Origin of the sequence: Mariniflexile sp. HMF6888, from assembly GCF_044335535.1 — a bacterium.
Classification (GTDB): Bacteria; Bacteroidota; Bacteroidia; order Flavobacteriales; family Flavobacteriaceae; genus Mariniflexile.
Genome location: NZ_JBIQVZ010000010.1, coordinates 65,180 through 90,348, shown reverse-complemented (window position 1 = coordinate 90,348; position 25,169 = coordinate 65,180). Strand labels below are relative to the sequence as shown.

Here is a 25,169-nt window from a genome sequence, read left to right as displayed (position 1 = left end):
ATGTTAGTTGTTTAGTTGTGTCGACTTGATAACTTAATGACAACTATATATACGTTTGTTGTTTGGCTGCTTATTGTTAATTGTTTAAGTCTTTGTTGTTTAGCTGTCGACTCAACAACTTAACGACAAACAACTAATCTATTTAGGAGTTTTTCTTCCATTGATGCGAATCGTCTTCAAAAATTTCCTTTCCAAAAACGGGTACGTTGGCTTTTATTTCTTCAACGATATATTCTAAAGCTTCAAAAACCACTTTACGTCTGGGCGAAGACACAAAAACAAACAAACAAATTTCACCTGCTTTCACTACGCCTAAACTGTGATAAATGTGCATACAGGTAAGTTCAAATTTTCCAAAAGCAGCTTCGCGAATCTCATGAAATTTTAAATTTGCCATCTCTTCATAGGCCGTGTATTCAATAGCCGAAACCGTTTTGCCATCAATAACATCGGCACGTACTTGACCCAAAAAAATATTGTGCGCTCCAATACTTGTCTTTGTTTGGTGTTTTGCGATGGATTCTCCAATAAACCCTGAAGAAATAGCCCCCTGCTTAAACACACTTTTTGGTTTTTTATCTGTCATTTTCTTATCTATTTTCTCCTGCAAGGTTTTTACTGTCCTGCAAGGTTTTATTTTCTCCTGCAAGGTTTTTAAAACCTTGTAGGTATTGTACTTGATTATTTATTTCCAAAGCCCCTTCTTTAATACTAAAACAATTATCGATATGTAGTTCTTTCAACATGGAAACTGCTTTTTTACTTCGCATTCCAGATTGGCAAAAAATCATCTTTTGTTTTTCGGTATGGATTTTATCAAGGGAATTTTCCAATTCACTTAAAGGAATTGAAGTGACTTCAATAGCATCTATTTTAGGACGTTCATGTACCTCCCTAACATCTATAAATTGTATGTTTTCCTTTGATAAAACATCTTTTATGGAAACTTCATCAGAGGCAAACTCACAATTAAAATCAAGCTGTTTTTTACTGAAAATATCTTTATCTTTTAAAACCGAATTGATGATGGCTTCCGTTTTATTAATTTTCAAAACAGTTGTTTGGGCTGTTAATGCATTGTAACAAAGTAATTTTCCTGAAAGCACATGACCAATTTCTAAAATAATCTTTAAAACTTCGTTGGCTTGCATACTTCCAATAATACCCGGCAACACCCCCAATACCCCTATTTCAGAACAGTTAGGAACAGTGTTTTTCTCTGGGGGGTTGGGAAATAAGCACCTGTAACTCGGTCCGTTTTGATAATTAAAAACTGAAACCTGACCTTCAAATTTGAAAATCGCTCCAAAAACCAACGGTTTACCTGTAATAATACTTGCATCGTTTATAAGGTAGCGCGTTTCGAAATTATCGGTACCATCGACAACCAAGTCGTATTGATTGAATAATTCCAAAGCATTTTGATAGCTTAGCTTTTCAGCATACGCAATAATGGAAATCTCGTTATTTAAATCTTCTAAACGCTTTTTTGCTGCGGCTGCTTTGTTTTGTCCCAAACAGGAGGTTCCAAACAAAATTTGACGTTGCAAATTAGATGCTTCAACCACATCAAAATCAATAATACCTAAAGTTCCTATTCCTGCTGCTGCTAAATATTGCAACACCGGACACCCAAGTCCGCCTGCACCAACCACCAACACTTTGGCGTTCGTGAGCTTGTCTTGGCCAATTTGACCAATTTCTGAAAGGATGATATGTCTGCTGTATCTACTCATAATAATTATCCACCGGCAAAAGGTGGCAGTAATGCGATTTCTTTTCCTGTTATTTTAGTTTCCAACGATACTAATTCTTGATTTTGAGCCACTTGAAAGTCTCTGTTTTTAAGTGCTGAATATTTAGAATGCAATACATCTAAAAGTTCAGATACCGTACTTTCAGAAAAAAGAATCGTTTCTTCCTCACAATGTGTGACCTCTGCTATAAGTCCGAAATATTTTATACAAATGTTCATTTTATAATAGCCTTTAATTGTTCTGGCGTGTTGATGTTTTTCGTAAATAATTCATCTTCACTAGTTAATAATACATGTTTCACTTTACATTGATTTACAGCAAATTGCAAACGCCTTTCCCCTTGATTCAAAAGTTTTAGAAAAATAGGTTCACATGACTTTTTATAAAGAGCAATGAGTGGCATGTTTTTACCTTGACTTTCTATTTGAATGACTTCGGAATCAGAATCAATAGCATCAATCAGTTTTTCTAATACTTTAGAATTTATTAACGGAATATCGCAACTCAACACCAAACCATATACAGTTGAAGTATGTTTCAACCCCGAATAAATACCAGCTAGTGGCCCCGCATTTTTAATAATATCTTCAATACGCTTTAAACCAAATACGTCATAATCTTCATTATCGGAAACAATAGTGACATTAGAAACCAAGGGCTTTAACGCCTCTATACTGTACTCCACAAACCTTTTGCCTTCATACATCAAAAACCCTTTATCGGTACCCATGCGTGAACTTTTTCCACCAGATAAAATAATGCCTGTTATGTCTTTTTTATCTATCATAATTATGTAAAAAATAGTTTTACACTAGCAATTACAAGGACAAAAGCTAAAATATAGCGTAACGATTGATTGTTTATTTTTTTGCTTCCTAAATAAGCACCAAGCACACCACCTATTAAAGCAACTGCCACTAAAACAAATGTTTCGATTTCTAAATGAACGCCACTACTTAGTTGTCCAATAAGTCCCGCCGCAGAATTTACCCAAATAAACAACGCTGAAACTGCTGCCGCTTCTTTCATATTTCCCCAATGTAACAACAAAATTAACGGTGTTAAAATAATACCGCCTCCAATACCAATTAATCCGGAAAAGAACCCAATAATACCTCCAACGAAAAGTCCTTGCCAAAGCTTAACTTGTTTTACAGACCCATTTTCTTTACCAAAAACGTTGAGCATTTTTAAAATGGCAAATACTAATAAAACCGCCAGTATTTTTTTATAAACAGACGCATCAATTTCTATGGTGCCTCCTAAGAAAGCCAAAGGAATGGAGGTTATTGCAAATGAAAGAAACAGTTTTTTATTAAAATAGCCACCTTTATAATAATAGTAAAATGAGATGCCTGCTACAAAAAGATTAAGTAAAAGCGCTGTTGGTTTCATGATTTCCGGTGAAAACGAAAACAACGCCATTAAAGCCAAATAACCACTTGCACCACCATGACCCACACTAGAATACAAAAAAGATACTATGGGCAGCATTAATAAAAATAGATATATGTTTTCGTTTTGCAACATTTTTAAATAATTAAGTTATAAGTGCCTAAAGTGTCTAAAGTTTAGAGTTTGTTTGAAATGGATGTAAAAATGGCTAAAAGTTCTTTCGATTCTTTCATTATTTCATATAAATGGTTTGGTTCAATCCAATTAAGTTCTAGTATAATTTCTAACCAATAAATTGTTTCGCTTGCTTCACTTTCTGAAATTTTAATTTTGTTTTTAAAATCCTTTTTACTTCTTGAACGATTCGCTTCTCTATAATTAGCCCCAATACTTGTTCCTGATTTTGTAACCTGATTTCTAATAACCAACGATTCTGCTGATTTTGGTAAAGAAGCTGACATTTTAATAATTGATATCGCAAATTGTCGCGTCCTTAACTCCAGTTTCTTTGCAAATTCCTTGTTTTCCATAATTCACACTTTAAATACTTTTAACTCTAGGCACTGATTTCATAAACTCTCAATTTTGACTAATTGTTTGTCCAAAAATTCCCAACAACTTTGGTTGATTTCATCGAAAGCGCTAATTAAAGATTTTCCATACGCTGTTAATTCTGCACCACCGCCTCCTTTTCCTCCGGTAGAATTTATAGTTACTGGTTTTTTTGCCGATTTGTTTACCGAGTCAAGAAGTCCCCAGGCCTTTTTGTATGACAAATTCAAGGTTTTAGCTGCTTTTGATAATGAGCCTGTTTCGTCTATAGCCTTTAATAAATGTACACGTCCTTCGCCTAAAAGCACATGCTCGTTACATTCAATCCATATTCTGCTTTTTATTTTATAACTCATAAGCCTTTATTTAAACGGGTAGTAAAATAACTTCTACCGTATCACCAATTTCAATATTTAAAAGATCTTCACGCATAAATACCAAGGCATTTGATATGGCAAAAGTTTGCTGCATGGCAGAACTTTGTCCTTCTAAAATTTCAACGTCGCCATTATTCCAAACCGCTTTTAAAAACTGGGGGCGGTCTCCAAACTTTTTAAATCTTGAAACAGACCTTGCTTCTACTCGAGGTAATTCAACAGCTTCATGGCCCATCATTTTTTGTAACGCGATATACACATAAACATAAAAACAGGTTAATGCAGCCGCAGGGTTTCCTGGAAGTGCAAAAACCACTGTATTTTTTTTTGTACCAAAGAATAACGGTTTCCCAGGTTTTTGTTTTACTTTATAAAAATGCTCGGCAACACCTAAGGCACTTAATGCTTTTCCAACAAAATCGTAATCGCCTACCGAAATACCGCCGGTTATAATTACTAAATCGTTCTCATCAATAACGGTATCTAATTTAGAAAGTGTTTTGTCATAATCATCTTCAACTTTATGGATGTTAACATCATAAAATTTCAAACTGTAAAGGGCACTTAAAAGCATTCTAGAATTGCTCTCGTATATTTTTCCATAGACTAAATCGGTACCAGCTTCAACCAACTCATTTCCTGTGGTGATTAATGCAATGGATGGCTTTTTAAAAACTTCGACTTCAGAAATCCCCAAAGAACTTAAATAACCAATAGCAGCAGGAGTTAACTTGGTGTTTTTTGCCAGTGCTAGTTCGCCTTTTTTAACCTGCTCTCCTAACGGACGAATGTTAGCATTGACTCCTACTTTGTTTTGAATACTGATGGTATTGCCATTAACAATCACTTTCTCCTGCATGATAACGGCATTGGCAGTATCTGGAACTGGTGCCCCCGTAAAAATACGTACGGCTTCTCCTTGTTTTAAAACAGGCTGATGCGCATCACCCGCCTTTACTTCACCTACAAAGTGATAGGTTAAACTGTCATTCAAGTGTAACGCATAGCCATCCATAGCCGATTGCCTAAAAGGAGGCATATTAATAGGAGCATAAATATTTTCAAAAAGTTTATACCCACCTGCTTTTTCAACAGGCTTATAAGTACTCTTTGAAAGTGGTCTACTATGCTTTTTAACAAGCTGAATGGCTTCTTCAATGGATGTCATAATACTCATCGTTATATCTTTACAAATATAACGAATAACAATTTACAAAGCTTTTATGGCGTAAAATAATTAAGAAAAAATACGTAGTAAATAAAATAAAGAGTTTATAATTTCAAAGTACCTAATAAAGCTATAACTATTTTATCAAACTCACAAAAATACGTATTTATCATAAAATATTAAGTATAAATACGTATATTTGTCACTACAACATACTATTAACTAAGTTTAATAAATCTTTAATTGCAGCCACCTACTCAAAATACAACCCATACCATTATAAGAAAACGTGCCGTACTCAATACATCGTGTGATGCTTGTGTAAACCACGATTGTTTAATTAAGAAAAATCTTTTGACTTTAGAAGATTTTAAAATTACCGAGAACAAAAGCAATCTTAGATGCAAAAAGGGACAACAATTTATAATGGAAGGAGCCCCAGTAAACGGTTTGTTTTTTGTCCTAAAAGGGAAGGCAAAAGTATTTAGAACAGGTATTAATGGTAGAGAACAAATTGTTCGATTTGCTAAAGAAGGTGAAATTATAGGACATCGTGGATTTGGTACTGAAGAATATTATTCCATTGGTGCGATTGCCTTAGAAGATACGACATTGTGTTATTTTTCTAAGAATAGCCTGCAAGAAGCTTTATTAAACAATCCTAAATTTGCTTACGATTTTATGCTTTTTTATGCTAACGAACTCAACAGAAGCGAATCTAAAGTAAAATCCATATCCCAGATGACCGTTCGAGAACGGGTTATTGACACCTTATTATATATTAACAGAAAGTTTGGTGACTTAAGAGGGTTTCTAAATCTGCCATTAAGCAGAAAAGAATATGCAGATTATGCAGGCACCACTGAAGAGCAAGTTATTCGCATATTTTCTGCTTTAAAAAAGGAAAAACTTATTGCTGCCAACGGAAAAAGGATTGGGATTTTAAATGAAAAAATGCTTAAACAAGAAATTGAAGAGCATCATTATTACTTAGGAAGCTAGAATACATCACAATTACCTACCCCCACTCATACATACAAATTAATAGATTAAGACCACCATACAGGTGGTTTTTTTATGGAACTCGTTTAAAATTTTTTGATTGAAGCGAAAATGCAACCCTACGCCAGCTGGCTCGTTCGCTAAAATAACCCAGTCGACTGTTTTAGTGAAATCGAAGATTCGGCGTAGCCAATGGGCTAAAAAGCGCATGGCAAAAAAAACATTTTTAGTCAATTATAAAAAGTTTAAACGAGTTTTCATGGTATAAAAACATCTTTTTATATTAAAAACAGCAGTTTATAAAGTGTTAAAAAAGATAAGTGCTCTTGTATTATAGCATATTATTTAACAATGAGTTCAATTAATTTTGAAAATACTTAATTTCAGAATACTTAGTAAAATAAGTACTTATACAAAAATCTTAAAAAAGACCTAATCATGGAACAAAAAACAATTACACTGGTACAAGAATCTTTTGAAAAAGTAAAACCAATAGCACCAACTGCTGCTAAAATATTTTACACAAAGTTATTTGAATTAGACCCAGCACTCAAACCTCTTTTTCCATCAAGTGACGAGGCTATGGTTGAACAAGGCAATAAATTAATGACGATGTTATCTAGTGCTGTCGCAGGTTTAAGCAATTTAGACATGTTAGTTCCTGTTTTACAAAATCTAGGGAAACGCCATGTAGAGTATCAAGTAAAACCATCTCATTACGATACCGTAGGCGCTGCATTATTAGGTACCCTGGCAATAGGTCTTGGTGACGATTTTACACCTGAAGTTAAAGATGCCTGGACCGATGTGTATGGCACTATGGCTACAGTGATGATAGACGCCTCTTATTAGAGACTGTCTAAGTTCTATCCTTTGGTTCTTTTATGCGTCTTTTTCCGTCATACTTCAGTTATTTTTCGGTCCGTAGCTATGGCTATGAATCTCTCCCTCGCGACAGCCTGGCTCCTTCGCTAAAAAGGTCTCCCCAGACCTTTTTTATACGCTCGGCCCTGTCTGACGAAAAAATACACTATAAAATATTCCAAAAACAAAATTTAGACAGTCTCTTAATTTCAACCAAAAAACCAAACCAATTATGAAAAATTTAATACATACTTTAATTATAAAAACAGCCTTATTCGCAGTTCTATCTTTAACATTAAATGCCTGCGGTGGTGTACCTGATGAGAAAGAAAAAACGGCATCTGCCGAAAAAGTTTTTTCTGTAGACGAGGTTTTGGAAATGGTAGCAAAAGAAAATGACGTTACTAGAACACTCTATACCAAAGCTATTGTTGGAGAAGGGAAAAAGCAAGGAATGAAGTTTGATGAGGATTGGAGAAAAAATGATGTAGAGGCAGGTCCTTTACCAGCATTATTTTTAAGAGGCATCGCTACAAGCATTAGAAAAGGCACTGTACCATTAGGTTTATATCTAGGATCGGACTTTCCAATTAACAATGCAAATAAACTTAAAGGAAAGCAAGCCGATTTATTTGAAAAGATCAAGAAAGACCAAAAACCACAATTTTTTTATGATGAAGAGCAAAAATTACACACCGCTATGTTTGCCGACTTAGCCAGTGCAGATGCCTGTGTTACGTGCCACAACAATCATAAACAAACTTCTAAAACCGATTGGAAGTTAGGAGACGTTATGGGATCTACAACCTGGCAATACCCCGCCGATTCCTTAAGTTATGGCGATGCTATTAAGGTATTAAATGCTTATGCTAAAGGCACGGTAGATACCTATATTGAATACTTAAATGAAGTTGAAAGCTTTAAAAACAGCCCGAAGCCTGAAATTGGGGACAAATGGCCTTCTAAAGGTAATTATTTACCAAAACCAGAGGTGTTTTTAGATAGTGTTCGAAAACTGTCCTCTTTTGGAACCATGAAAAATTTACTATCGTTCAAATAATCTGAATTAAAATAAAAAACCACTTTTTAATAAACCAAAAGATCTTTTTTAAGTGAAAATTAATAAATTAACAAGTATTGGTCTTCTATTACTATTTCTGTACTTGATGCAGTTTATTTTGGGACTCAAATGGGAATGGCTATATAATATGCAACAAGATGAGTTTTACAAAAGGTGGTCTGGGCTTGGCTTAGCACTATTTATTGTCATTCAATGGTTGTTGACTTTTAGCAGAATTGTAAAAAAACTAAAAAAATATTCTTTTAAGGTCACCAGCCTTCATAAATGGTTTGGCGCTTTAAGCCCGTTACTTTTTTACTTTCACAGCATGAGTTTTGGTTATGGATACCTCATGTTATTAACCTATATTTTTCTTGTAAACAACTTTATAGGTTATTTTAATTTAGATGTTATAAAATCCACTAACGAGATCTTATTTAAAGGATGGATGATTACTCATGTAGCATTTTCAATGGTAATTACCATACTCATGGTTTTTCATATAAGCATGGTATTTTACTATAAATAAAAGCTTAAAACTAAAAAAATAAATGAAGTTAGTTGTAAAAGATATAAAAAGAGAAACTAATGATGCCGTTAGTATCTTTTTTAAAAATGGTAATTTTTTTAATAAAGTTAAATACAAACCAGGTCAGTTTTTAACCTTACATGTTCCCATAAATAATAAAATAGAAAAACGATCCTATTCCTTTAGCAGCAACCCTTACACTGATAAGGATTTAAAAATAACCGTTAAGCAAGTTGACAAAGGGTTGGTTTCAAATTTTATATGCCAAAATTTAAAAATTGGTGATGCACTGGAAATTGATAAACCACAAGGAAGCTTTTACGTAGAGCCTAAAAAAAATGAAGAAAAACAATATGTTCTTTTTGCTGGTGGAAGTGGGATAACACCTGTATTTTCTATAATTAAATCGGTTCTCACAAACGAACCTAAATCCAAGGTTTTACTTATCTATGCCAATAGGGATAAAACGTCCATTATTTTTCATCAAGAGATATTAGCTTTAAAAGAAGCTTATCCCAATACATTTAATGTAGAGCATATTTTGGCTGAAAATAAGGAACCACATGAAAACTACCATGAAGGATTGGCTACCAATGACTTATATGTTAAAATCTTAAATAAACACCATATTAATTTTGAGAATAATGTTTACATGATTTGTGGCCCTTTCGGATTCATGGAGAAAACAAAGGAAATACTAATTAATAACCATGTGAAACCCAATGAAATAATCGTTGAAGTATTTAAAAAGCCTAAAGTTAAAGTTTCAGGAAAAGATTTCATGAGTGATGTAGAGATCATTTTTCAGGGCAAAACACATCAAATACAGGTGCCAGGAGACAAATCCATATTAAGAGTAGCCATGGCAAACAATATTGCCTTGCCATACTCTTGTAGGTCTGGGGTTTGTTCAACTTGTAAAGCTGTTTGCGTTTCTGGAGACATTGAAATGACCGCAGGACACTTTTTATCACAAACAGAAGTTGACAAAGGAAATATCCTTACTTGTATCAGCTACCCTAAAAGCGAAAAAATCACTATCAATCTATAATTCAAATTATTATGATTAAAGTAAGTCCATTAAGAAAGAGACAATTTATTGGTGGAATTACAGGTCTAACTCTAGGAGGCCTTCTATTTATATTTCTAAATTTAGAATCTTCTGAAAAATATATTTCATTGGGTCCAATGAATTCTGGTCATGCCGATGTTTCCTGTATAGCATGTCATGCAGATGCGAAAGGAAATCTGATGCAACAAATGCAATCCAATATAGAGCATGCTGTTGGGATCCGTAAAAATAGTGTTGATTTTGGAACCAGTGATGTAACAGTCGACAACTGTTTAAGTTGCCATGATAGACCGAATGACAGACATCCAACACATCGATTCACGGAACCTAGATTTAGTGATGCTATCAAACAAATAAATGCTACAACATGCATCACGTGCCATACCGAACATAAAGGCGAACGCGTAACTGTAGCTTCGGTAAGCATGAACTACTGTATGAACTGTCATAAAGATTTAGAAGTTGAAGACGATCCTTTAGACGTCTCACATAAAACACTTATTGCCAATGAACAATGGTTTACCTGTATTGAATGCCATGATTTTCATGGAAACCATACCCATGAAGTCCCTGTTAAGCTAAAAGACACCATTCCTATGAAGCTTATTAAAGCCTATTTAAAAGGAGGTTTCGATCCTTATGGTAATGACAAAAAATATATTGGATTAACCCAATTGGAGTGGGTTAAAAAGATGAATGACAAATAACTCTCTATATTAATTGTCAATTTGTAGTTGTCAATTTGTAGTTCTTTAAAATTACCAAATAAATACTTCCTTTCATATACTTACAGATCTAATTACTTAACTAATCTAGTAACCAAACAAACGGCTTTACGTATTAATACGTAAAGCCGTTTTTTCTAATCAACAAATCATAACCAACTATTTTTCAATTAATTAAACAACAAAACTGTATTATAGCAGTTTTTTTCATGCTGTTTAAGTTCTTTAAACATGCATAAAAGGTTATTGTTACATGTTGTATGTCATTGAATAAAAATAATACTACTTATATATTTGTCATGTAATTAAGTACTAATACTTATTAAAAATATTAAAACTAGATACTATGAAATCACTATTAACAAAATCAACATGGGTCTTATCACTTGGATTGCTACTATGCGCCTGTGGTGGAAAAGAAAAAAAAGCATCAACTGAAGAAGTTACTGCCGAAGTTTCTAAAACAAAAACATTAGATATTGAAAAACCACAATTAACTTTTGGTTTTATCAAATTAACCGACATGGCACCTTTAGCCATTGCAAAAGAAAAAGGATTTTTTGAAGATGAAGGATTATTTGTATCTGTTGAAGCACAATCAAACTGGAAAAATATTTTAGACCGTGTTATTGACGGGCAATTAGACGGGGCTCACATGTTAGCGGGTCAACCTATTGCAGCTGGTGCAGGCTTTGGTAGACAAGCAGAGTTGGTTACCTCCTATTCTATGGATTTAAACGGAAATGGTATTACAGTATCAAACGATGTTTGGGCTAAAATGAAGCCAAATGTGCCAAAAGATGCCGATGGAAAACCAATTCATCCTATAAAAGCAGATGCTTTAAAGCCTGTAATTACTGAATATAAAAATAAAGGAAATGCCTTTAAAATGGGCATGGTATTCCCTGTGTCTACACACAATTACGAAATCAGATATTGGTTAGCTGCTGCAGGAATTAACCCTGGTATGTACACTGCCGATAATGTACAAGGACAAATTGGTGCCGATGTGTTACTATCTGTTACGCCACCACCACAAATGCCAGCAACCTTGGAAGCAGGTACTATTTATGGATATTGTGTAGGTGAGCCTTGGAACCAACAAGCTGTTTTTAAAGGTATTGGTGTGCCGGTTGTAACCAACTACGACATCTGGAAAAACAACCCAGAGAAAGTGTTTGTAATGACAAAAAAGTTTGTTGACGAAAACCCAAATACTGCCATAGCAGTTACCAAAGCTTTAATTCGTGCAGGTAAATGGTTAGACGAACCAGGAAACAGAGCTGAAGCAGTTAAAATATTATCAATGCCTCAATATGTGGGTGCAGACGAGGTGGTTTTAGCTAATTCCATGACAGGTACTTTTGAATTTGAAAAAGGTGATAAACGTGACATGCCAGACTTTAACGTATTCTACAAGTATAATGCAACCTATCCTTTTTACTCTGATGGTATTTGGTTCTTAACCCAAATGCGCAGATGGGGACAAATTCCTGATGCGAAACCAGAAGGATGGTATTCTGAAACTATTAAAAAGATTTACAGACCTGATATCTGGAAAAAAGCAGCCGATTTATTGGTAGCAGAAGGCAATATTCCTGCAAGCGATGTGCCTAGTACAGATGGTTACAAACCTGCAACAACCGATTTTATTGATGGTACTAAGTACGATGCTAAAGACCCAATAGGATATATCAATAGTTTCTCTATAGGAAATAAAGATAAAAAATAAAATTTTCAAAAAAGTTAGTACTCATGAAGCAAAGCATAACATTAGATAAAATAACCAAGTTTGTAGGATTGGATTTTTTAAAAACTATAAAATCGATATTTACTGGGAACATTGAGAAAGAAGATTTTAAAAACTTCTTGCGAAAAGTAGTCGTGCCTCTTGCTTCCATGCTCTTATTTATAGGATTATGGCACATGGGAGCTAAAGCACTGTATAATACAGAAGCTGAATACAAAATAGAAAAAGCGTTAACCGAACAAGGGCAGGAAGCAGCAGATGCTATGAGAGCTTGTATAGCATCAGGTGCTATCAAATGCCAACCAAACACATTACCATCTCCTGCTCAAGTTTGGGCTTCTTTTAAAACTTTATTAGACGACCATTTCGTTATTAAAGCCGACAAGGAAGCCTTTATTCAAAAAACAGCTGCTTTAAACGCAAAACGATTGGCAGAAGGCAAAGATGCCATAACATATACAGGAAGACCATCGTTTGTTGACCAGATTCTAACTAGTATAAAAACCGTTTTTGCAGGGTTTATTTTAGCACTGCTTATAGCAGTTCCTATCGGGATCGTCATAGGGCTTAGTAAAACCTTGAGAAGTTCGGTAAACTGGTTAATTCAAATTTTTAAACCGGTATCGCCCGTAGTTTGGTTATTACTTGTTTTTATGATTGTAAAAACATTAACTAAAAACTCCGAATCTGATAGCGCCTTTATCATCTCGTTTATTAGTGTTGGTTTATGTTCTATGTGGGCAACTTTAGTAAACACAGCTATGGGGGTTTCATCGGTAGATAAAGATTACATAAACGTCGCTAAAGTATTGAAATTGGGGACATTTCAAAAAGTGTTTAAAGTAATATTGCCATCTGCGCTACCATTAATTTTTACTGGATTAAGAATTACGCTTTCTGTATCTTGGATGGTGCTTATTGCCATTGAATTATTGGCACAAAGTCCTGGTTTGGGATCGTTTGTTTGGGAAGAATTCCAGAATGGAGCGATAGATTCCAATTCAAAAATTATTGTTGCTATGTTTGTTATTGGTGGCATTGGATTTTTGTTGGACAGAATTATGTTAACCATTCAAAATGTGATTTCGTTTAATAAAAATGATGGGATTTAATAAGTTTCTGAGTTTCAAAGTTTCAAAGTTGCAGAGTTGCAGAGTTGCAGAGTAACAAAGTTTCAGAGTTTCAGTTTTTTTTATTAATCGTTGAAGTAAAATGACATAATGAACGTGAAGGAATTTAAATTGGAACCGTACAGTGCGTTAGGGATTACTCATACATTTTACTTTGATAAATTTGAAATCGTGAATGTTTCACATTTGCAGTGGAAAGCCCACAGCGACACAGGAGTGAGGACTTGTAACGGAAAGCCCGCCCCTTGCGGTAACGCCCAAATAATGGAATCAACAAATCAACGAATCAACAAAAAACAACAAAATGGCATACTTAGAATTAAATAATATTTACAAAACCTACGGTAAAGACGATAACGCTACCAAAGTGCTTTCGAACATTAATTTGTCTATTGAAGAAGGTGAATTTGTTGCTATTGTGGGTTTTACTGGCAGCGGAAAAACGACCTTGGTAAACTTAATAAATGGCCTTTTAGAGCCTACAAGCGGCGAAGTATTGTTTAAAGGCGAACCTGTTGTTGGAACAAGCCATGAACGTGGGGTTATTTTTCAGAATTACTCATTACTCCCTTGGTTAACCGTTGGACAGAATGTTTATATGGCGGTCAAGGAGGCATTTCCTAAAAAAAGCAAGACAGAGCTAAACAGTATTGTGGCAGAGTATGTAGACATGGTAAGCTTATCGCACGCCATTAACAAGCGCCCTAAAGAGTTATCGGGTGGTATGCGCCAGCGCGTTGCCGTAGCACGCGCCTTAGCCATGAAACCCGAAATGATTATTATGGACGAACCGCTTGGTGCTTTAGACGCCTTAACACGCGGCAATTTACAAGATGAAATTTTAAATATTTGGGGTAAAGAAAAACGTACTGCACTGCTAATCACTAATGATGTAGATGAGGGAATTTATATGGCAGATCGCATTATTCCATTACGTCCAGGTCCCAATGCTACGTTAGGACCTGAGTTTAAAATTGATATTGAACGTCCACGAGATAAAACGGAAATGAACGATAATCCTAATTTCAAAAAAACAAGAAATGCCATTATTGAATACTTAATGGATATAGGAAACGAACGAAAATCTGTAGCTCAAAAAGAATATATGTTACCAGAATTGAGCCCTAAAAACTTTGCTGGATACTTCTAAATAAAGAACAAATGAACACAAATACCATAGATTACAATAGAGATATAGATACCGAAAACGGTATCATGTTCCCTTCCAGAGTTATGTTGGATTTGAAAAACCTTAAGAAAGTATACCCAACGCCCAAAGGTGATTACATTGTGTTGGAAGATTTGAATCTTCAAATTATGAAAGAGGAGTTTGTCACCATTATTGGGCACTCTGGCTGTGGTAAAACAACCATGCTTTCAATGATTGCAGGACTTAATGCTATTTCAGGCGGTAATATATCTGTTCTGGGGCACCATATTAAAGGTCCAGGACCCGATAGAGGTGTTATTTTTCAATCGCCCAGCTTAATGCCATGGATGACATCTCTTCAAAATGTATTGCTAGGTGTTAACCAAGTATTTCCAGACGCTACCAAAGCACAACGCAACGATATTGCTAAATACTATTTGCAAAAAGTAGGATTGGAAGATGCTTTTAATAAAAGAGCTTCAGAACTCTCTCAAGGCATGCAACAACGTGTTGGTATTGCCAGAGCATTTGCCATCAAACCTAAAGTATTACTTCTTGATGAACCTTTCGGAATGCTAGATTCTTTAACAAGGGGCGAGCTTCAAGACATCCTAATAGAAATTTGGAATAAAGAAAAAATCACTGCAGTTATGATTACCCACGATGTGGATGAAGCTATTTTCTTAGCAGATCGCGTGGTGATGATGACCAGTGGACCCAAGGCTAAAATTGGCGATATTTTAAACATCGATTTTGAACGGCCAAGAACCCGAAAATCGGTGTTGGAACATGATGATTATTACAAATACAGAAAACATCTTATAGATTTTTTAGAACATTAAATACCTTAAACCAAACAATTATAAATTAAAATCAAAAAAAAATGAAAAGACAATACGTAATTTTAGGACTATTATTGGGGTGCTTACAATTTGCACAAGCACAATTTACATTAGATGGTGAATTTAGACCACGAACAGAGTACCGCCATGGTTTTGGAAGTATCATTCCTGATGCTGCCGATGCCGGTTTTGGAATCTCTACACGAGCAAGGTTAAATGCAGGGTTTACTACCGAAGCTTATAAGTTTTATTTAAGTCTTCAAGATGTGATGGTTTGGGGTGAAAACAGACAAATTTTACCGTACGACCAAAACAACTCGTTTGCTGTTTTTGAAGCGTGGGCCGAACTTAATTTAGGTTCAGGTTTTTCTACCAAGTTAGGGCGACAAGTTATTTCTTATGACGACCAACGTATATTTGGAGGTTTAGATTGGGCACAACAAGGGCGTAACCACGATGCAGGCTTAATTAAATATAAAAAAGAAAAGTTTATGATCGATTTAGGCTTGGCGTTTAGTCAAGATTACTCTAACCCAACAGGATTTGTAAATACAGGAACTGCTTATAATACCACAGGGTTCTTTTCATATAAAACTATGCAATACCTATATTTAAAACAAGCATGGGAAAATTTTTCAGGAAGTTTATTATTGTTGAACAATGGATTCCAAAATTTTGATACAACGGTGACTCCAAATGTTGCAGATGGAACTAGTAATCTTCAAACAATTGGTACTCATTTAGAATATAAAAACGGTAGTTTAGGATTAGCTGCAAATGCATTTATTCAAACAGGTAAAGAGCAATTAGCAGCTGGTGAAGTGGACGTAAAAGGAGCTTATCTGTTAGGATTGGATTTAACTTATAAAGCAACTGCTAAGGTTGGTTTAGGAGCTGGAATAGAAATTATAAGCGGAAATGATAAAGCGGCAGGAGAAACAAGCGCTTTCTTCCCATTATATGGTACAAACCACAAATTCAACGGATTCATGGATTATTTCTACGTAGGAAATCATGCAAATTCAATTGGTTTGTTTGATATTCATGCAAGTGCCAACTTTACATTAAGCGAAACATCTAGCTTATTGGTTAAAGCACTTAATTTTAGTGGCGAACAAGAGCTGGCTAGTGGCGAAAAATCTTTAGGAACCGAATTGGATTTAGTATTTACAAAGAAATTTAAAGGTTATAATATGGTCTTGGGTTATTCACACATGTTTGCTGCAGACGGTATGTACGAGTTAAAAGGTGTAACCGAGGCTAATGCATCAGATACTCAAAACTGGGCATGGGCTATGTTGGTAATAAAACCTAAATTTTTAAACTAATAAACAAAACAAACAAGCTATCTGCTATTAATCAATTTGAGTTAGTTAAGTGTTTTAAATCCAAAAGAACTCCATAATATTATGGGGTTCTTTTTTTTTAAAATATTATGAAAAATGAGTTTAAATCGTAACTGTTTGAAATGATAGTAAATAATATTATTATATTTACTCATAATTTATTTCAATTGAATTCAAAATTAATTGCAAACGGTATTTTAAAAGCAGTAGCCATTATTTTAGGTATTGCTTTACTTCTATGGTTTTTATATGAAATTCAATCGGTAATTGGTTACATAGCCATTGCCGTTGTCATTTCGTTAATTGGTAGACCTATAGTGATTTTTTTAGAACGTCGGTTAAAGTTTAAAAACACCTTGGCCGTTATAGTTACTATGGCAATTCTTATAGGGTTATTTATTGGTTTGCTGGCTTTATTTATTCCTTTAATAATAGAACAAGAACATAATTTATCGTTACTAAACATCAATCAACTAAAAAATAATATTGAAGAGTTGTATATTGAAATTATAAATTACTTCAATATGCATCAAATTGATTTAGAGCAATCTATAAAGGAATCAAACCTTCTATCAAAAATAGATTATGCACTTATTCCCAACTTTTTAAATTCGATTATTAGTGGTTTTGGGAATTTTAGTATCGGGTTATTTTCGGTGTTGTTTATTTCCTTTTTCTTTTTAAAAGACAGCCATTTATTTGAAAATGGTGTGCTTACTTTTATACCAGATGACAAAGAATTAGGCTGGAAAAAATCTTCAACAAAAATTAAAGATTTGCTTTCAAGATATTTTGTTGGTCTTATTTTTCAAATCTTAATCTTATTCATTATTTATACGATTGGGTTGCTCATTATTGATGTTGAAAACGCCATCGTTATTGCCTTTTTGTGTGCTTTATTAAATCTTGTTCCTTATGTCGGTCCATTGGTTGGCGCCTTTTTAATGCTGGCACTTACCATGACCAGTAACCTTGGCGAAAGTTTTAGTGACGTTATTTTACCTAAATCATTTTGGGTCTTTATAGTATTCATAATTGGGCAACTAGTCGATAATTTTTTCAGTCAACCTTTCATATTCTCTAAAAGCGTAAAATCGCATCCGCTAGAAATATTTTTGTTAATTTTAATCGCAGGTATCCTGTTTGGCGTTATGGGTTTAATACTTGCAGTGCCTAGCTATACTGCCATTAAGGTTATTTTGAAAGAATTTTTATCTGAAAACAAAATTGTAAAAAAACTGACTAAAGATTTATAACACCTTTTGAATACGGCTATTTTAAGTACTGAAATTCAAGAATTCATAGATAAAAACTTAAATTCTGACATGGCTTCTTTATTGCTAAAAGGAACCAACTTCCCCAATATTGAAACCAAAACCATTGTTGAACAAATTGAAGCCAAAAAACGTAGCGAAAAGAAACTACCCACTTGGTTTGAAAGCAAAAACATTTATTACCCCAACAAATTAAACATTGAGCAAACCTCATCGGAGATAACAGCACAATATAAATTGTGTTTAATAAGTGGAGCATCCATCATCGATTTAACGGGCGGTTTTGGGGTCGATTGTTATTATTTTTCAAAAGCTTTTAAAACGGTCGAACATTGCGAAATCAACAAAGAACTTTCCGAAATAGTAACACACAATTACAAGCAATTAGCCATTCAAAATGTAAAAACACACGCTGTTGATGGGATTACCTATTTAAAAACCAGCGCCAAAACGTTCGATTGGATTTACATAGACCCTTCCCGAAGACACGATAGTAAAGGAAAAGTCTTTTTTTTAAACGATTGCTTACCCAATGTACCTGAAAATATTAATTTACTATTCAAGCACTCAAAAAACATTTTAATTAAAACATCGCCCCTACTCGATTTTTCGGTTGGTATTAATGAGTTAAAGCATGTAAAAACCATTCATGTTGTAGCTGTAAATAATGAAGTTAAAGAATTACTTTGGGTTTTGGAAGACGGATTTGCAGAAAGCATTTCTATAAAAACCATCAATCTTAAAAAAGATAATAACGAAGTTTTTGATTTTTATTTGGAAAATGAAAAAACAACAATTTCAACTTACAGCCAACCACTTACCTATTTATACGAACCCAATAGCGCCGTTTTAAAAGCTGGTGGTTTCGATTCTATCTCTAACCAATTAAACCTTTTTAAACTTCATAAGCACTCACATTTATACACAAGTGATATTTTGATGGATTTCCCCGGAAGGTGTTTTAAAATTGAACACGCCATACCATATAACAAAAAAGCCATAAAAAAATTAGCTGTAAAAAAAGCCAATATCACGACACGTAACTTTCCAGAAACGGTTGAACAACTCCGTAAAAAATTCAATATTAAAGATGGAGGCGATAGGTTTTTGTTTTTTACTACCGATATGGAAGATAATAACATGGTGTTACTAACTCAAAAAGTAACCCCTAACTAATTACCCAATACCATTTAGCCTGCTTATAAAAAATGTTTTATAGCATCCCAAAGAAAAAATGATATGATATATATCATTTTGATTTTAGTATGATTAACGTATTTTGTCAATGTAATTCAAAATTAAACGTGATGTTAGGAGTTTTAAAATACAGCCAGATAGAACATCTTTTGTATAGTCAAGTAATTGGAAGAATTGGTTGTCATGCAGATAATATAACTTACGTTGTACCTATAACTTATGCTTATGATGGCACCTATATTTATGGACATACAAAAGAGGGCATGAAAATAAACATGATGCGGAAAAATCCAAACGTGTGTTTAGAGGTAGATGTTATAGATGATATAAGTAATTGGCGAAGTGTCATAGCTTTGGGCAAATTTGAAGAATTAAAAACTTCAGAAGAAAGAGAAATGGGCATGCAAAAACTAATGGATCGTGTATTACCGATAATGACAAGCGAAACAACAGTGCACCATGCCATGACCGATTCCCATGGGAAATATATTGAGGCTATGCAAGGTGTTGTATATAGAATTAAGCTAACGGAGAAAACAGGGAGGTATGAGAAGAGATAATAGATAATAGATAATAGATAATAGATAAGAGAAAAGAGAATATAGAAAATAGACGATTGTAACTTCGAATTATTTAGATTAATTATTACAAAAAGCTAGACCACAAATCGGTAAACTCTTTAAAAAGCCATCACCACTGTGTTGGCAGGAAATTGTAAAAGTTTTATTGGACAATAATGATTATTTAAAATGAAATTTAAATTATGAACAAACACCATACGATCATTATTGCAGGTGCAGGCGGCATTGCTCAAGCTGTTGCGCTTATACTCGCTGAATGGAGTACAGTCACTCCTACTATTTTTATTGGCAACAGAACACTTTCAAAAGCACAAAATCTTGTGAAATGGATTGAAGAAGGTATTACCAAATCCTGTATTTTAAGACCTTTTCATCTTTCGGAAGATGGCTTTTCTGAAGAAACAAAAGCGCTATTTAGTCAAGGAGATATTCTTCTCGATTGCTTACCCGGAACCCAAGCACCAAAGATGGCAGGCTATGCAAAAGATTATAATTTACATTACGCCAACCTAACCGAATATGTGGCAGAGACCAGTGCAATAAAAACATTGGCAAAAGATGCATCAACAGGTTTTATTTTACAGACTGGTCTCGCTCCTGGCTATATAAATGTATTGGCTAATCATCTATTTAAAGAGTTTTGCAATGATTTTCAGGTAAGCAAAGCAGATACTTTAGAGTTTAAAGTAGGCGCACTTTCTAAGAATGCTGTTGCTCCCCACTACTACGGATTCACGTGGAGTCCCGTAGGTGTTGCTACAGAATATATTAAAGAAACTGAAGTGATTCGTAAATACAAAAAAACAAAACGTCCTTCCCTATCGGAACGCACTTCCATAATAATCAACGGAATAACTTATGAAGCCGACCTCACTTCGGGAGGTGCTGCCGATTTACCCGATGCCTTAGCAGGAAAGGTGGATGCCATGGACTATAAGACCATACGATTTCCTGGTCATTATGCGTGGGCAGAAGAACAAATTAAGAAAGTATCCGATTCGGATCAACCTATTAAAGCTTTACAACTCATTATGGAAAAGCAAATTCCACATATTGAAGAGGATCAAATCATAATATATGCAGCTGTACAAGGTAAAGATACCAATGGTACCTTGCAAAGACGAGAAATAGCAAAGCAAATTCTCCCACAAAGAATAGGCAAATATCAATTACGTGCCATTCAAACAACAACGGCGGCTTCTTTAATTCAATCAGCGCAATTATTACTGGAATCGACATTAAAAGGCGTCATATTGCAAAGTAACATAGACCCGAAATCTTTTTTAAACGGAAATTTTATCATTCCTATTTATGGAAACGTATAAATATGTTCAAAATTAAATGGATATGAATAGTTCAGACAACACAACAGAAGGCGCTCTACTAAAATGTCATCGCGACGTATTGTGGTGGAAATCAATGGTTGAATTTATTGAAATCGAAATCACTTTCATCAACAGATTACTTAATTCCAATGTTTTTGAAACAACCCATGCCAACGTTTTTGAAACCTTAGATACTTTCAAACACCAGATTAAAACAGAAACAAGGGCATTGAAAAACCTCAAGGAAATTATTGATGGTCACGAAATTAAAATGCGGGGTATGTTAGAGTGTGATGACCTATCCTGTGATGCGGTATATTTAAGCAATCATGAGTCATTAAAAGTTCATTTTGAGAAATTCTTAAAGAACTTTTTCGAATACAAAACAAAAGTTTATAATTATATTGGAAGTATTTTATAACACTACTAATCTTAAAGATTATAACTTTGAAAATTATAACACTTACCATAAATCCTGCTTTGGATAAAAGTGCCAAGGTAGATGGTCTTGTGCCTACCCAAAAACTCAAATGCCATTCCATAGTATATCAATCTGGAGGAGGTGGCATTAACGTTTCTAGAATGCTCAATAGACTTGACGAAAAAACACAGTGTATATTTACTTCTGGCGGAGATACAGGAAAAAATATTCACGAATTACTTTTAAAAGAAGGCATAAACCCCGAAAGTATTGCGGTAAAATCATGGACGAGGGAAAACCTGTCCGTGGTCGATACAAAAAGTAATTTACAATATCGTTTTGGAATGCCGAGTAGCGGATTACAAAATGTGGAACTTACTGAAATAAAATCGACGCTAGATAAATGCCTTAAAAATAATGACATTCTTGTATTAAGCGGAAGTCTCCCTGAAAAAATAGCAACAGATTTTTATGCGACATTAATCAAACTGGTGTCTCCGAAACACATAAAAATTGTTATTGATACTTCTGGTCCAGCACTCACAGAAGCTCTTAAAGAGAAAGTCTTTTTAATAAAACCCAATCAAAGAGAATTGGCACAATTGGCAGGCGAGGCATTTTTATCAAGCACAGAACAAGAGGCCTTTGCTTTAGAAATGGTAAAATCTGGTAAAGCCCAATATGTCGCCGTTTCTTTAGGTGCTAGAGGTGCTTTTATGGCATCTAAAGAAGGTATTATATATCAATCCACGCCTTCTGTATCGGTAAAAAGTACCATTGGTGCAGGTGATAGTATGGTTGCAGGATTAATCTATGGGATTAAAAAAGGTTTTTCGATACAGGACATTTTAAAATGGGGCGTTGCCTGCGGAGTGGCCACAACCATGAACGAAGGCACCAATCTTGCCAACAAATCACATGTTGACCATGTCTTGAAAATGATGAAGTAGTATAAACTTGACAAGAATAACTCAAATAGTTTTCAATTCAAACTTTTAATGATAGACTTCTCCTCAAACATGTGTTGTCTTCTTTCAGTCCATTTTAGGATTTCATACCAAATAACGAACAAAAATCCAGTAATAATGCTCAAAAACGTTTGGGTCAAGGAGAGTCTTTCAAATTTTAAAAACCCAATAAAAGGTTCCACGAAAATGAATAATGCCGTTATTACAATCGTGATGCTTATTATAAGTGGTACTAATTTGTTTTTATAACCCAACGTGGTAATAACAGAATAGTAGAAGGAACGATTGACCAATGTGAGTGTGATGTTTGAGACAATAAGTGTTAAAAAAACCATGGTTCTAGTCAGTGATTCTCCATACAGGCTATGAACTGCATATTGATATATTAGTAGAATACCGACCGTAATCATCAATCCTTGAAAAATACTTGTTGTGAGTTCCCTAAAATTGAAAAAAGTACGTGTAAAAGGACGTGGTTTTTGTACCATCATGTTCTGTTCCATGGGTTCATTTTCATAAATGATGGAACATGTGGGTCCCATTATCAATTCCAACAAAATAACATGTACTGGTGAAAAAATATTGGGATACACCCATCCTAATGCTAAAGGAATGAAAACAGTAAGAATAATGGGGATATGAATGGAGATGATGTATTGAATCGCTTTTTTGAGATTTGCATAAATTTTACGCCCCATAGCAACGGCATCAAGCATTTTTGATAAATCATCTTCCAATAAAATAATAGAAGCTGCCTGTTTTGCAATCTCCGTTCCTCTGCTACCCATAGCAATTCCAATATGTGCTGATTTTAAAGCAGGTGCATCATTAATACCATCACCTGTCATAGCTATAATTTCATTTTGGGCTTTTAATGCATTGATGATTCTTAATTTGGCGTCTGGAAACATTCTGGTAAACAAAAAATTATCGACGGATGCAGATTGCAATTCAATGTCTGACAAGTTGATTAATTCTCTTCCTGAAATCCGTTTGTCATCATTCTTAAAATGTATTTGTTTTGCTATGGCAAGCGCAGTAACTTCATTATCACCAGTAATTATTTTTACTTTAATTCCAGCGTTATCAAAAGCTTCAAAAACTGATTGAATATTCGATTTTGGTGGATCATAAAAGGCGATAAGTCCTTTGAACTTAAATTTGAAATCATGTTGATTTAGAGGGAAATCATTTCCGGAAAAATCAGAGGCTCCTACTGCCAGTAACCGATAGCCATGGGACGCTAAATTACTAATGGTTTCGTCGATTTGTTTTTTTTCATTTTCCGAAAGACTGGACACTTTCATAATGGCTTCGGGTGCGCCTTTTGCCGCAATGATACGCTTACCATTTTCGTTCTCAAAAATATGGGTCATCATGGGAGGCGTTCCTCCCAAAGGATATTCATGAACCATTTTATATCTTGGACGTTCATCTTCATGAACTATTTTGGAATAGGCCTTGTGCAAGGAAATTTCCATGGCATCAAATGGTATAGGCTCACTTGCCCACATGGCGAGTGCTATAAGTTCTTTTTCATCTGCTTTAAATGTTGACGAATCAGCATCGGAAACTGTGTTCGATTTTAAGGAATAAATTTTAACAAGGCTCATTTCATTTTTGGTAATGGTCCCTGTTTTATCAACGCAAATTGTGGTAGCACTTCCGAGAGTTTCAACGGTTTTCATCTGTTTGACAATGATGCCCATTTTTAATAATCTCCAAGTACCTAAAGCCATAAATGTGGTAAAAGCAATGGGAATTTCTTCGGGCAAAATGCTCATTGCCAACGTCAAGGATTTCAACAGACTGTCCAAGACATCATAGGTCCGAAAATAATTAAGAAGCCACACGCCTATAAAAACGACCACACCAGCAATAACCATCTTTTTAACAAAATTCTGGATTTGAATTTCGATAGGTGTTTTTTCTTCTTCTATACTTTCAATACTCTTTCCTATTTTACCTAATTGGGTCTTTTCACCTATTGCCGTAACAGTGACTATCCCCAAACCACTAGCCACAGAGGTGCCTTGATACACAAAATGGTCTGCTTTGTCTTTATCCTTATAAACTGCTAATGATTCGCCTGTAAGAAGCGATTCGTTGACCGAAAAGTCATTGGAATGGATGATGGCACCATCTGCCGATATTGAATGGCCTTCTTCCACAATCAAAGCATCTCCAATAACAATATCTTCACTTTTGATATCGATAACTTCACCATTCCTAATGACTTTACTATGTGGTTTTGTAAGGTCTTTTAATTTCTCTAATGCATTACGACTTTTGGAATCCTGATACAAGGAGATTGTGGACACTAAAACAATGGCAACCGATAAAAAAATGCCATCACCTACATTGCCAGTGATAAAATAGATGGTTGCTGTAACCAACAGTAAAATCACCATTGGTTCTTTCAATAAACTTTTTAAAGCCTTTATAAACTCATTTTCCTTCTTAAAATTTGTGCGGTTAATGCCAAATTTTATCCTTGATTGAAGTACTTGACTATCTGAAAGCCCTTTGATATTGAAATTTTCTACTGAAATCATTGGCTTTTTGGTTAAGTATGCTACTAATTTAAGGAATAAAGGTTTTGATAACGTCTATAATCTATTTTGGAGATAATCCATTTGGAAATTATAATAAAAACTCATGAAATTATCAATGGAGTTCACTAT

At 34.5% G+C, this 25,169-nt stretch carries 26 protein-coding genes; 17 read left to right on the top strand and 9 right to left on the bottom strand.

Features of this window, described 5'->3' with window-relative positions; translation table 11 throughout:
• Positions 1-142: 142 nt before the first annotated feature.
• The 8 genes from ACGLWY_RS16825 to glp are packed head-to-tail and all read right to left on the bottom strand — an operon-like array spanning position 143 to position 5,258.
• On the bottom strand, positions 143-586 hold the full coding sequence (locus ACGLWY_RS16825) for a molybdenum cofactor biosynthesis protein MoaE (protein WP_396620839.1): 444 nt from the start codon (positions 584-586) through the stop codon (positions 143-145).
• A gap of 4 nt (positions 587-590) precedes the next feature.
• On the bottom strand, positions 591-1,736 hold the full coding sequence (moeB, locus tag ACGLWY_RS16820; protein WP_396620838.1) for a molybdopterin-synthase adenylyltransferase MoeB: 1,146 nt from the start codon (positions 1,734-1,736) through the stop codon (positions 591-593).
• Positions 1,737-1,741: 5 nt separating this feature from the next.
• On the bottom strand, positions 1,742-1,975 hold the full coding sequence (locus tag ACGLWY_RS16815; RefSeq protein WP_396620837.1) for a MoaD/ThiS family protein: 234 nt from the start codon (positions 1,973-1,975) through the stop codon (positions 1,742-1,744).
• Entirely contained in the window at positions 1,972-2,544 is a 573-nt protein-coding gene (locus ACGLWY_RS16810; RefSeq protein WP_396620836.1) for a molybdenum cofactor guanylyltransferase, read from the bottom strand. The genes ACGLWY_RS16815 and ACGLWY_RS16810 overlap by 4 nt, the downstream gene beginning before the upstream one ends.
• 2 nt (positions 2,545-2,546) lie before the next feature.
• Positions 2,547-3,287 carry a sulfite exporter TauE/SafE family protein gene (locus tag ACGLWY_RS16805; protein ID WP_396620835.1) on the bottom strand — a complete coding sequence of 247 codons (741 nt, stop codon included), beginning with the start codon at positions 3,285-3,287 and terminating at the stop codon, positions 2,547-2,549.
• A gap of 41 nt (positions 3,288-3,328) precedes the next feature.
• Complete coding sequence (locus ACGLWY_RS16800) at positions 3,329-3,682, bottom strand: four helix bundle protein (protein ID WP_396620834.1); 354 nt, start codon at positions 3,680-3,682, stop codon at positions 3,329-3,331.
• Positions 3,683-3,721: 39 nt separating this feature from the next.
• On the bottom strand, positions 3,722-4,060 hold the full coding sequence (locus ACGLWY_RS16795; RefSeq protein ID WP_396620833.1) for a winged helix-turn-helix domain-containing protein: 339 nt from the start codon (positions 4,058-4,060) through the stop codon (positions 3,722-3,724).
• Between the two features lie 10 nt (positions 4,061-4,070).
• Positions 4,071-5,258, bottom strand: coding sequence for a gephyrin-like molybdotransferase Glp (glp, locus tag ACGLWY_RS16790; RefSeq protein ID WP_396620832.1), 1,188 nt, complete (start codon positions 5,256-5,258; stop codon positions 4,071-4,073).
• A 234-nt stretch (positions 5,259-5,492) separates the two neighbouring features.
• On the opposite strand from glp, the gene ACGLWY_RS16785 reads away from it, so the two are divergent.
• The 17 genes from ACGLWY_RS16785 (at position 5,493) to ACGLWY_RS16705 (ending at position 22,467) form a co-directional block, all read left to right on the top strand.
• Positions 5,493-6,251 (top strand): Crp/Fnr family transcriptional regulator, encoded by a 759-nt coding sequence (locus ACGLWY_RS16785; protein WP_396620831.1) that lies wholly within the window; start codon positions 5,493-5,495, stop codon positions 6,249-6,251.
• A 438-nt stretch (positions 6,252-6,689) separates the two neighbouring features.
• The gene (locus ACGLWY_RS16780; RefSeq protein ID WP_396620830.1) at positions 6,690-7,103 is read left to right on the top strand and encodes a globin family protein; all 414 of its coding nucleotides are present in this window, start codon (positions 6,690-6,692) and stop codon (positions 7,101-7,103) included.
• Positions 7,104-7,347: 244 nt separating this feature from the next.
• Positions 7,348-8,175, top strand: coding sequence for a DUF3365 domain-containing protein (locus ACGLWY_RS16775; protein ID WP_396620829.1), 828 nt, complete (start codon positions 7,348-7,350; stop codon positions 8,173-8,175).
• Between the two features lie 52 nt (positions 8,176-8,227).
• Positions 8,228-8,704 carry a hypothetical protein gene (locus ACGLWY_RS16770; protein ID WP_396620828.1) on the top strand — a complete coding sequence of 159 codons (477 nt, stop codon included), beginning with the start codon at positions 8,228-8,230 and terminating at the stop codon, positions 8,702-8,704.
• 22 nt (positions 8,705-8,726) lie between these two features.
• Entirely contained in the window at positions 8,727-9,755 is a 1,029-nt protein-coding gene (locus tag ACGLWY_RS16765) for a 2Fe-2S iron-sulfur cluster-binding protein (protein ID WP_396620827.1), read from the top strand.
• A gap of 11 nt (positions 9,756-9,766) precedes the next feature.
• Complete coding sequence (locus ACGLWY_RS16760) at positions 9,767-10,483, top strand: cytochrome c3 family protein (protein ID WP_396620826.1); 717 nt, start codon at positions 9,767-9,769, stop codon at positions 10,481-10,483.
• 364 nt (positions 10,484-10,847) lie between these two features.
• Complete coding sequence (locus tag ACGLWY_RS16755) at positions 10,848-12,233, top strand: CmpA/NrtA family ABC transporter substrate-binding protein (protein ID WP_396620825.1); 1,386 nt, start codon at positions 10,848-10,850, stop codon at positions 12,231-12,233.
• A gap of 23 nt (positions 12,234-12,256) precedes the next feature.
• Complete coding sequence (locus tag ACGLWY_RS16750; RefSeq protein WP_396620824.1) at positions 12,257-13,363, top strand: ABC transporter permease; 1,107 nt, start codon at positions 12,257-12,259, stop codon at positions 13,361-13,363.
• A gap of 322 nt (positions 13,364-13,685) precedes the next feature.
• The gene (locus ACGLWY_RS16745) at positions 13,686-14,531 is read left to right on the top strand and encodes an ABC transporter ATP-binding protein (RefSeq protein ID WP_396620823.1); all 846 of its coding nucleotides are present in this window, start codon (positions 13,686-13,688) and stop codon (positions 14,529-14,531) included.
• Positions 14,532-14,542: 11 nt separating this feature from the next.
• Positions 14,543-15,373 carry an ABC transporter ATP-binding protein gene (locus tag ACGLWY_RS16740; RefSeq protein WP_396620822.1) on the top strand — a complete coding sequence of 277 codons (831 nt, stop codon included), beginning with the start codon at positions 14,543-14,545 and terminating at the stop codon, positions 15,371-15,373.
• A 41-nt stretch (positions 15,374-15,414) separates the two neighbouring features.
• Positions 15,415-16,701, top strand: coding sequence for an alginate export family protein (locus tag ACGLWY_RS16735; RefSeq protein ID WP_396620821.1), 1,287 nt, complete (start codon positions 15,415-15,417; stop codon positions 16,699-16,701).
• Between the two features lie 185 nt (positions 16,702-16,886).
• Positions 16,887-17,975 carry an AI-2E family transporter gene (locus ACGLWY_RS16730; protein ID WP_396620820.1) on the top strand — a complete coding sequence of 363 codons (1,089 nt, stop codon included), beginning with the start codon at positions 16,887-16,889 and terminating at the stop codon, positions 17,973-17,975.
• 6 nt (positions 17,976-17,981) lie between these two features.
• Positions 17,982-19,169, top strand: coding sequence for a class I SAM-dependent methyltransferase (locus ACGLWY_RS16725; RefSeq protein ID WP_396620819.1), 1,188 nt, complete (start codon positions 17,982-17,984; stop codon positions 19,167-19,169).
• Positions 19,170-19,300: 131 nt separating this feature from the next.
• On the top strand, positions 19,301-19,750 hold the full coding sequence (locus tag ACGLWY_RS16720; RefSeq protein WP_396620818.1) for a pyridoxamine 5'-phosphate oxidase family protein: 450 nt from the start codon (positions 19,301-19,303) through the stop codon (positions 19,748-19,750).
• A 203-nt stretch (positions 19,751-19,953) separates the two neighbouring features.
• Positions 19,954-21,096: a saccharopine dehydrogenase family protein gene (locus ACGLWY_RS16715; RefSeq protein ID WP_396620817.1), complete on the top strand. Its 1,143-nt coding sequence runs from the start codon at positions 19,954-19,956 to the stop codon at positions 21,094-21,096.
• Positions 21,097-21,118: 22 nt separating this feature from the next.
• On the top strand, positions 21,119-21,517 hold the full coding sequence (locus ACGLWY_RS16710; protein ID WP_396620816.1) for a hypothetical protein: 399 nt from the start codon (positions 21,119-21,121) through the stop codon (positions 21,515-21,517).
• Positions 21,518-21,543: 26 nt separating this feature from the next.
• Positions 21,544-22,467 carry a 1-phosphofructokinase family hexose kinase gene (locus ACGLWY_RS16705; protein WP_396620815.1) on the top strand — a complete coding sequence of 308 codons (924 nt, stop codon included), beginning with the start codon at positions 21,544-21,546 and terminating at the stop codon, positions 22,465-22,467.
• 32 nt (positions 22,468-22,499) lie between these two features.
• Here the strand turns inward: ACGLWY_RS16705 and ACGLWY_RS16700 are convergent, their stop codons facing one another.
• The gene (locus ACGLWY_RS16700; RefSeq protein ID WP_396620814.1) at positions 22,500-25,040 is read right to left on the bottom strand and encodes a cation-translocating P-type ATPase; all 2,541 of its coding nucleotides are present in this window, start codon (positions 25,038-25,040) and stop codon (positions 22,500-22,502) included.
• Between the last annotated feature and the right edge of the window lie 129 nt (positions 25,041-25,169).

What these genes read in the sequence shown, in the direction of transcription:
- ACGLWY_RS16780 (WP_396620830.1), top strand. Translation starts at nt 6,690, where the DNA reads ATGGAACAAAAAACAATTACACTGGTACAAGAATCTTTTGAAAAAGTA.
- ACGLWY_RS16805 (WP_396620835.1), bottom strand. Translation starts at nt 3,287, where the DNA reads ATGTTGCAAAACGAAAACATATATCTATTTTTATTAATGCTGCCCATA.
- ACGLWY_RS16740 (WP_396620822.1), top strand. Translation starts at nt 14,543, where the DNA reads ATGAACACAAATACCATAGATTACAATAGAGATATAGATACCGAAAAC.
- ACGLWY_RS16795 (WP_396620833.1), bottom strand. Translation starts at nt 4,060, where the DNA reads ATGAGTTATAAAATAAAAAGCAGAATATGGATTGAATGTAACGAGCAT.
- ACGLWY_RS16775 (WP_396620829.1), top strand. Translation starts at nt 7,348, where the DNA reads ATGAAAAATTTAATACATACTTTAATTATAAAAACAGCCTTATTCGCA.
- ACGLWY_RS16750 (WP_396620824.1), top strand. Translation starts at nt 12,257, where the DNA reads ATGAAGCAAAGCATAACATTAGATAAAATAACCAAGTTTGTAGGATTG.
- ACGLWY_RS16745 (WP_396620823.1), top strand. Translation starts at nt 13,686, where the DNA reads ATGGCATACTTAGAATTAAATAATATTTACAAAACCTACGGTAAAGAC.
- glp (WP_396620832.1), bottom strand. Translation starts at nt 5,258, where the DNA reads ATGAGTATTATGACATCCATTGAAGAAGCCATTCAGCTTGTTAAAAAG.
- ACGLWY_RS16765 (WP_396620827.1), top strand. Translation starts at nt 8,727, where the DNA reads ATGAAGTTAGTTGTAAAAGATATAAAAAGAGAAACTAATGATGCCGTT.
- ACGLWY_RS16700 (WP_396620814.1), bottom strand. Translation starts at nt 25,040, where the DNA reads ATGATTTCAGTAGAAAATTTCAATATCAAAGGGCTTTCAGATAGTCAA.
- ACGLWY_RS16760 (WP_396620826.1), top strand. Translation starts at nt 9,767, where the DNA reads ATGATTAAAGTAAGTCCATTAAGAAAGAGACAATTTATTGGTGGAATT.
- ACGLWY_RS16735 (WP_396620821.1), top strand. Translation starts at nt 15,415, where the DNA reads ATGAAAAGACAATACGTAATTTTAGGACTATTATTGGGGTGCTTACAA.
- ACGLWY_RS16710 (WP_396620816.1), top strand. Translation starts at nt 21,119, where the DNA reads ATGAATAGTTCAGACAACACAACAGAAGGCGCTCTACTAAAATGTCAT.
- ACGLWY_RS16815 (WP_396620837.1), bottom strand. Translation starts at nt 1,975, where the DNA reads ATGAACATTTGTATAAAATATTTCGGACTTATAGCAGAGGTCACACAT.
- ACGLWY_RS16755 (WP_396620825.1), top strand. Translation starts at nt 10,848, where the DNA reads ATGAAATCACTATTAACAAAATCAACATGGGTCTTATCACTTGGATTG.
- ACGLWY_RS16720 (WP_396620818.1), top strand. Translation starts at nt 19,301, where the DNA reads ATGTTAGGAGTTTTAAAATACAGCCAGATAGAACATCTTTTGTATAGT.
- ACGLWY_RS16715 (WP_396620817.1), top strand. Translation starts at nt 19,954, where the DNA reads ATGAACAAACACCATACGATCATTATTGCAGGTGCAGGCGGCATTGCT.
- ACGLWY_RS16825 (WP_396620839.1), bottom strand. Translation starts at nt 586, where the DNA reads ATGACAGATAAAAAACCAAAAAGTGTGTTTAAGCAGGGGGCTATTTCT.
- ACGLWY_RS16810 (WP_396620836.1), bottom strand. Translation starts at nt 2,544, where the DNA reads ATGATAGATAAAAAAGACATAACAGGCATTATTTTATCTGGTGGAAAA.
- ACGLWY_RS16800 (WP_396620834.1), bottom strand. Translation starts at nt 3,682, where the DNA reads ATGGAAAACAAGGAATTTGCAAAGAAACTGGAGTTAAGGACGCGACAA.
- moeB (WP_396620838.1), bottom strand. Translation starts at nt 1,736, where the DNA reads ATGAGTAGATACAGCAGACATATCATCCTTTCAGAAATTGGTCAAATT.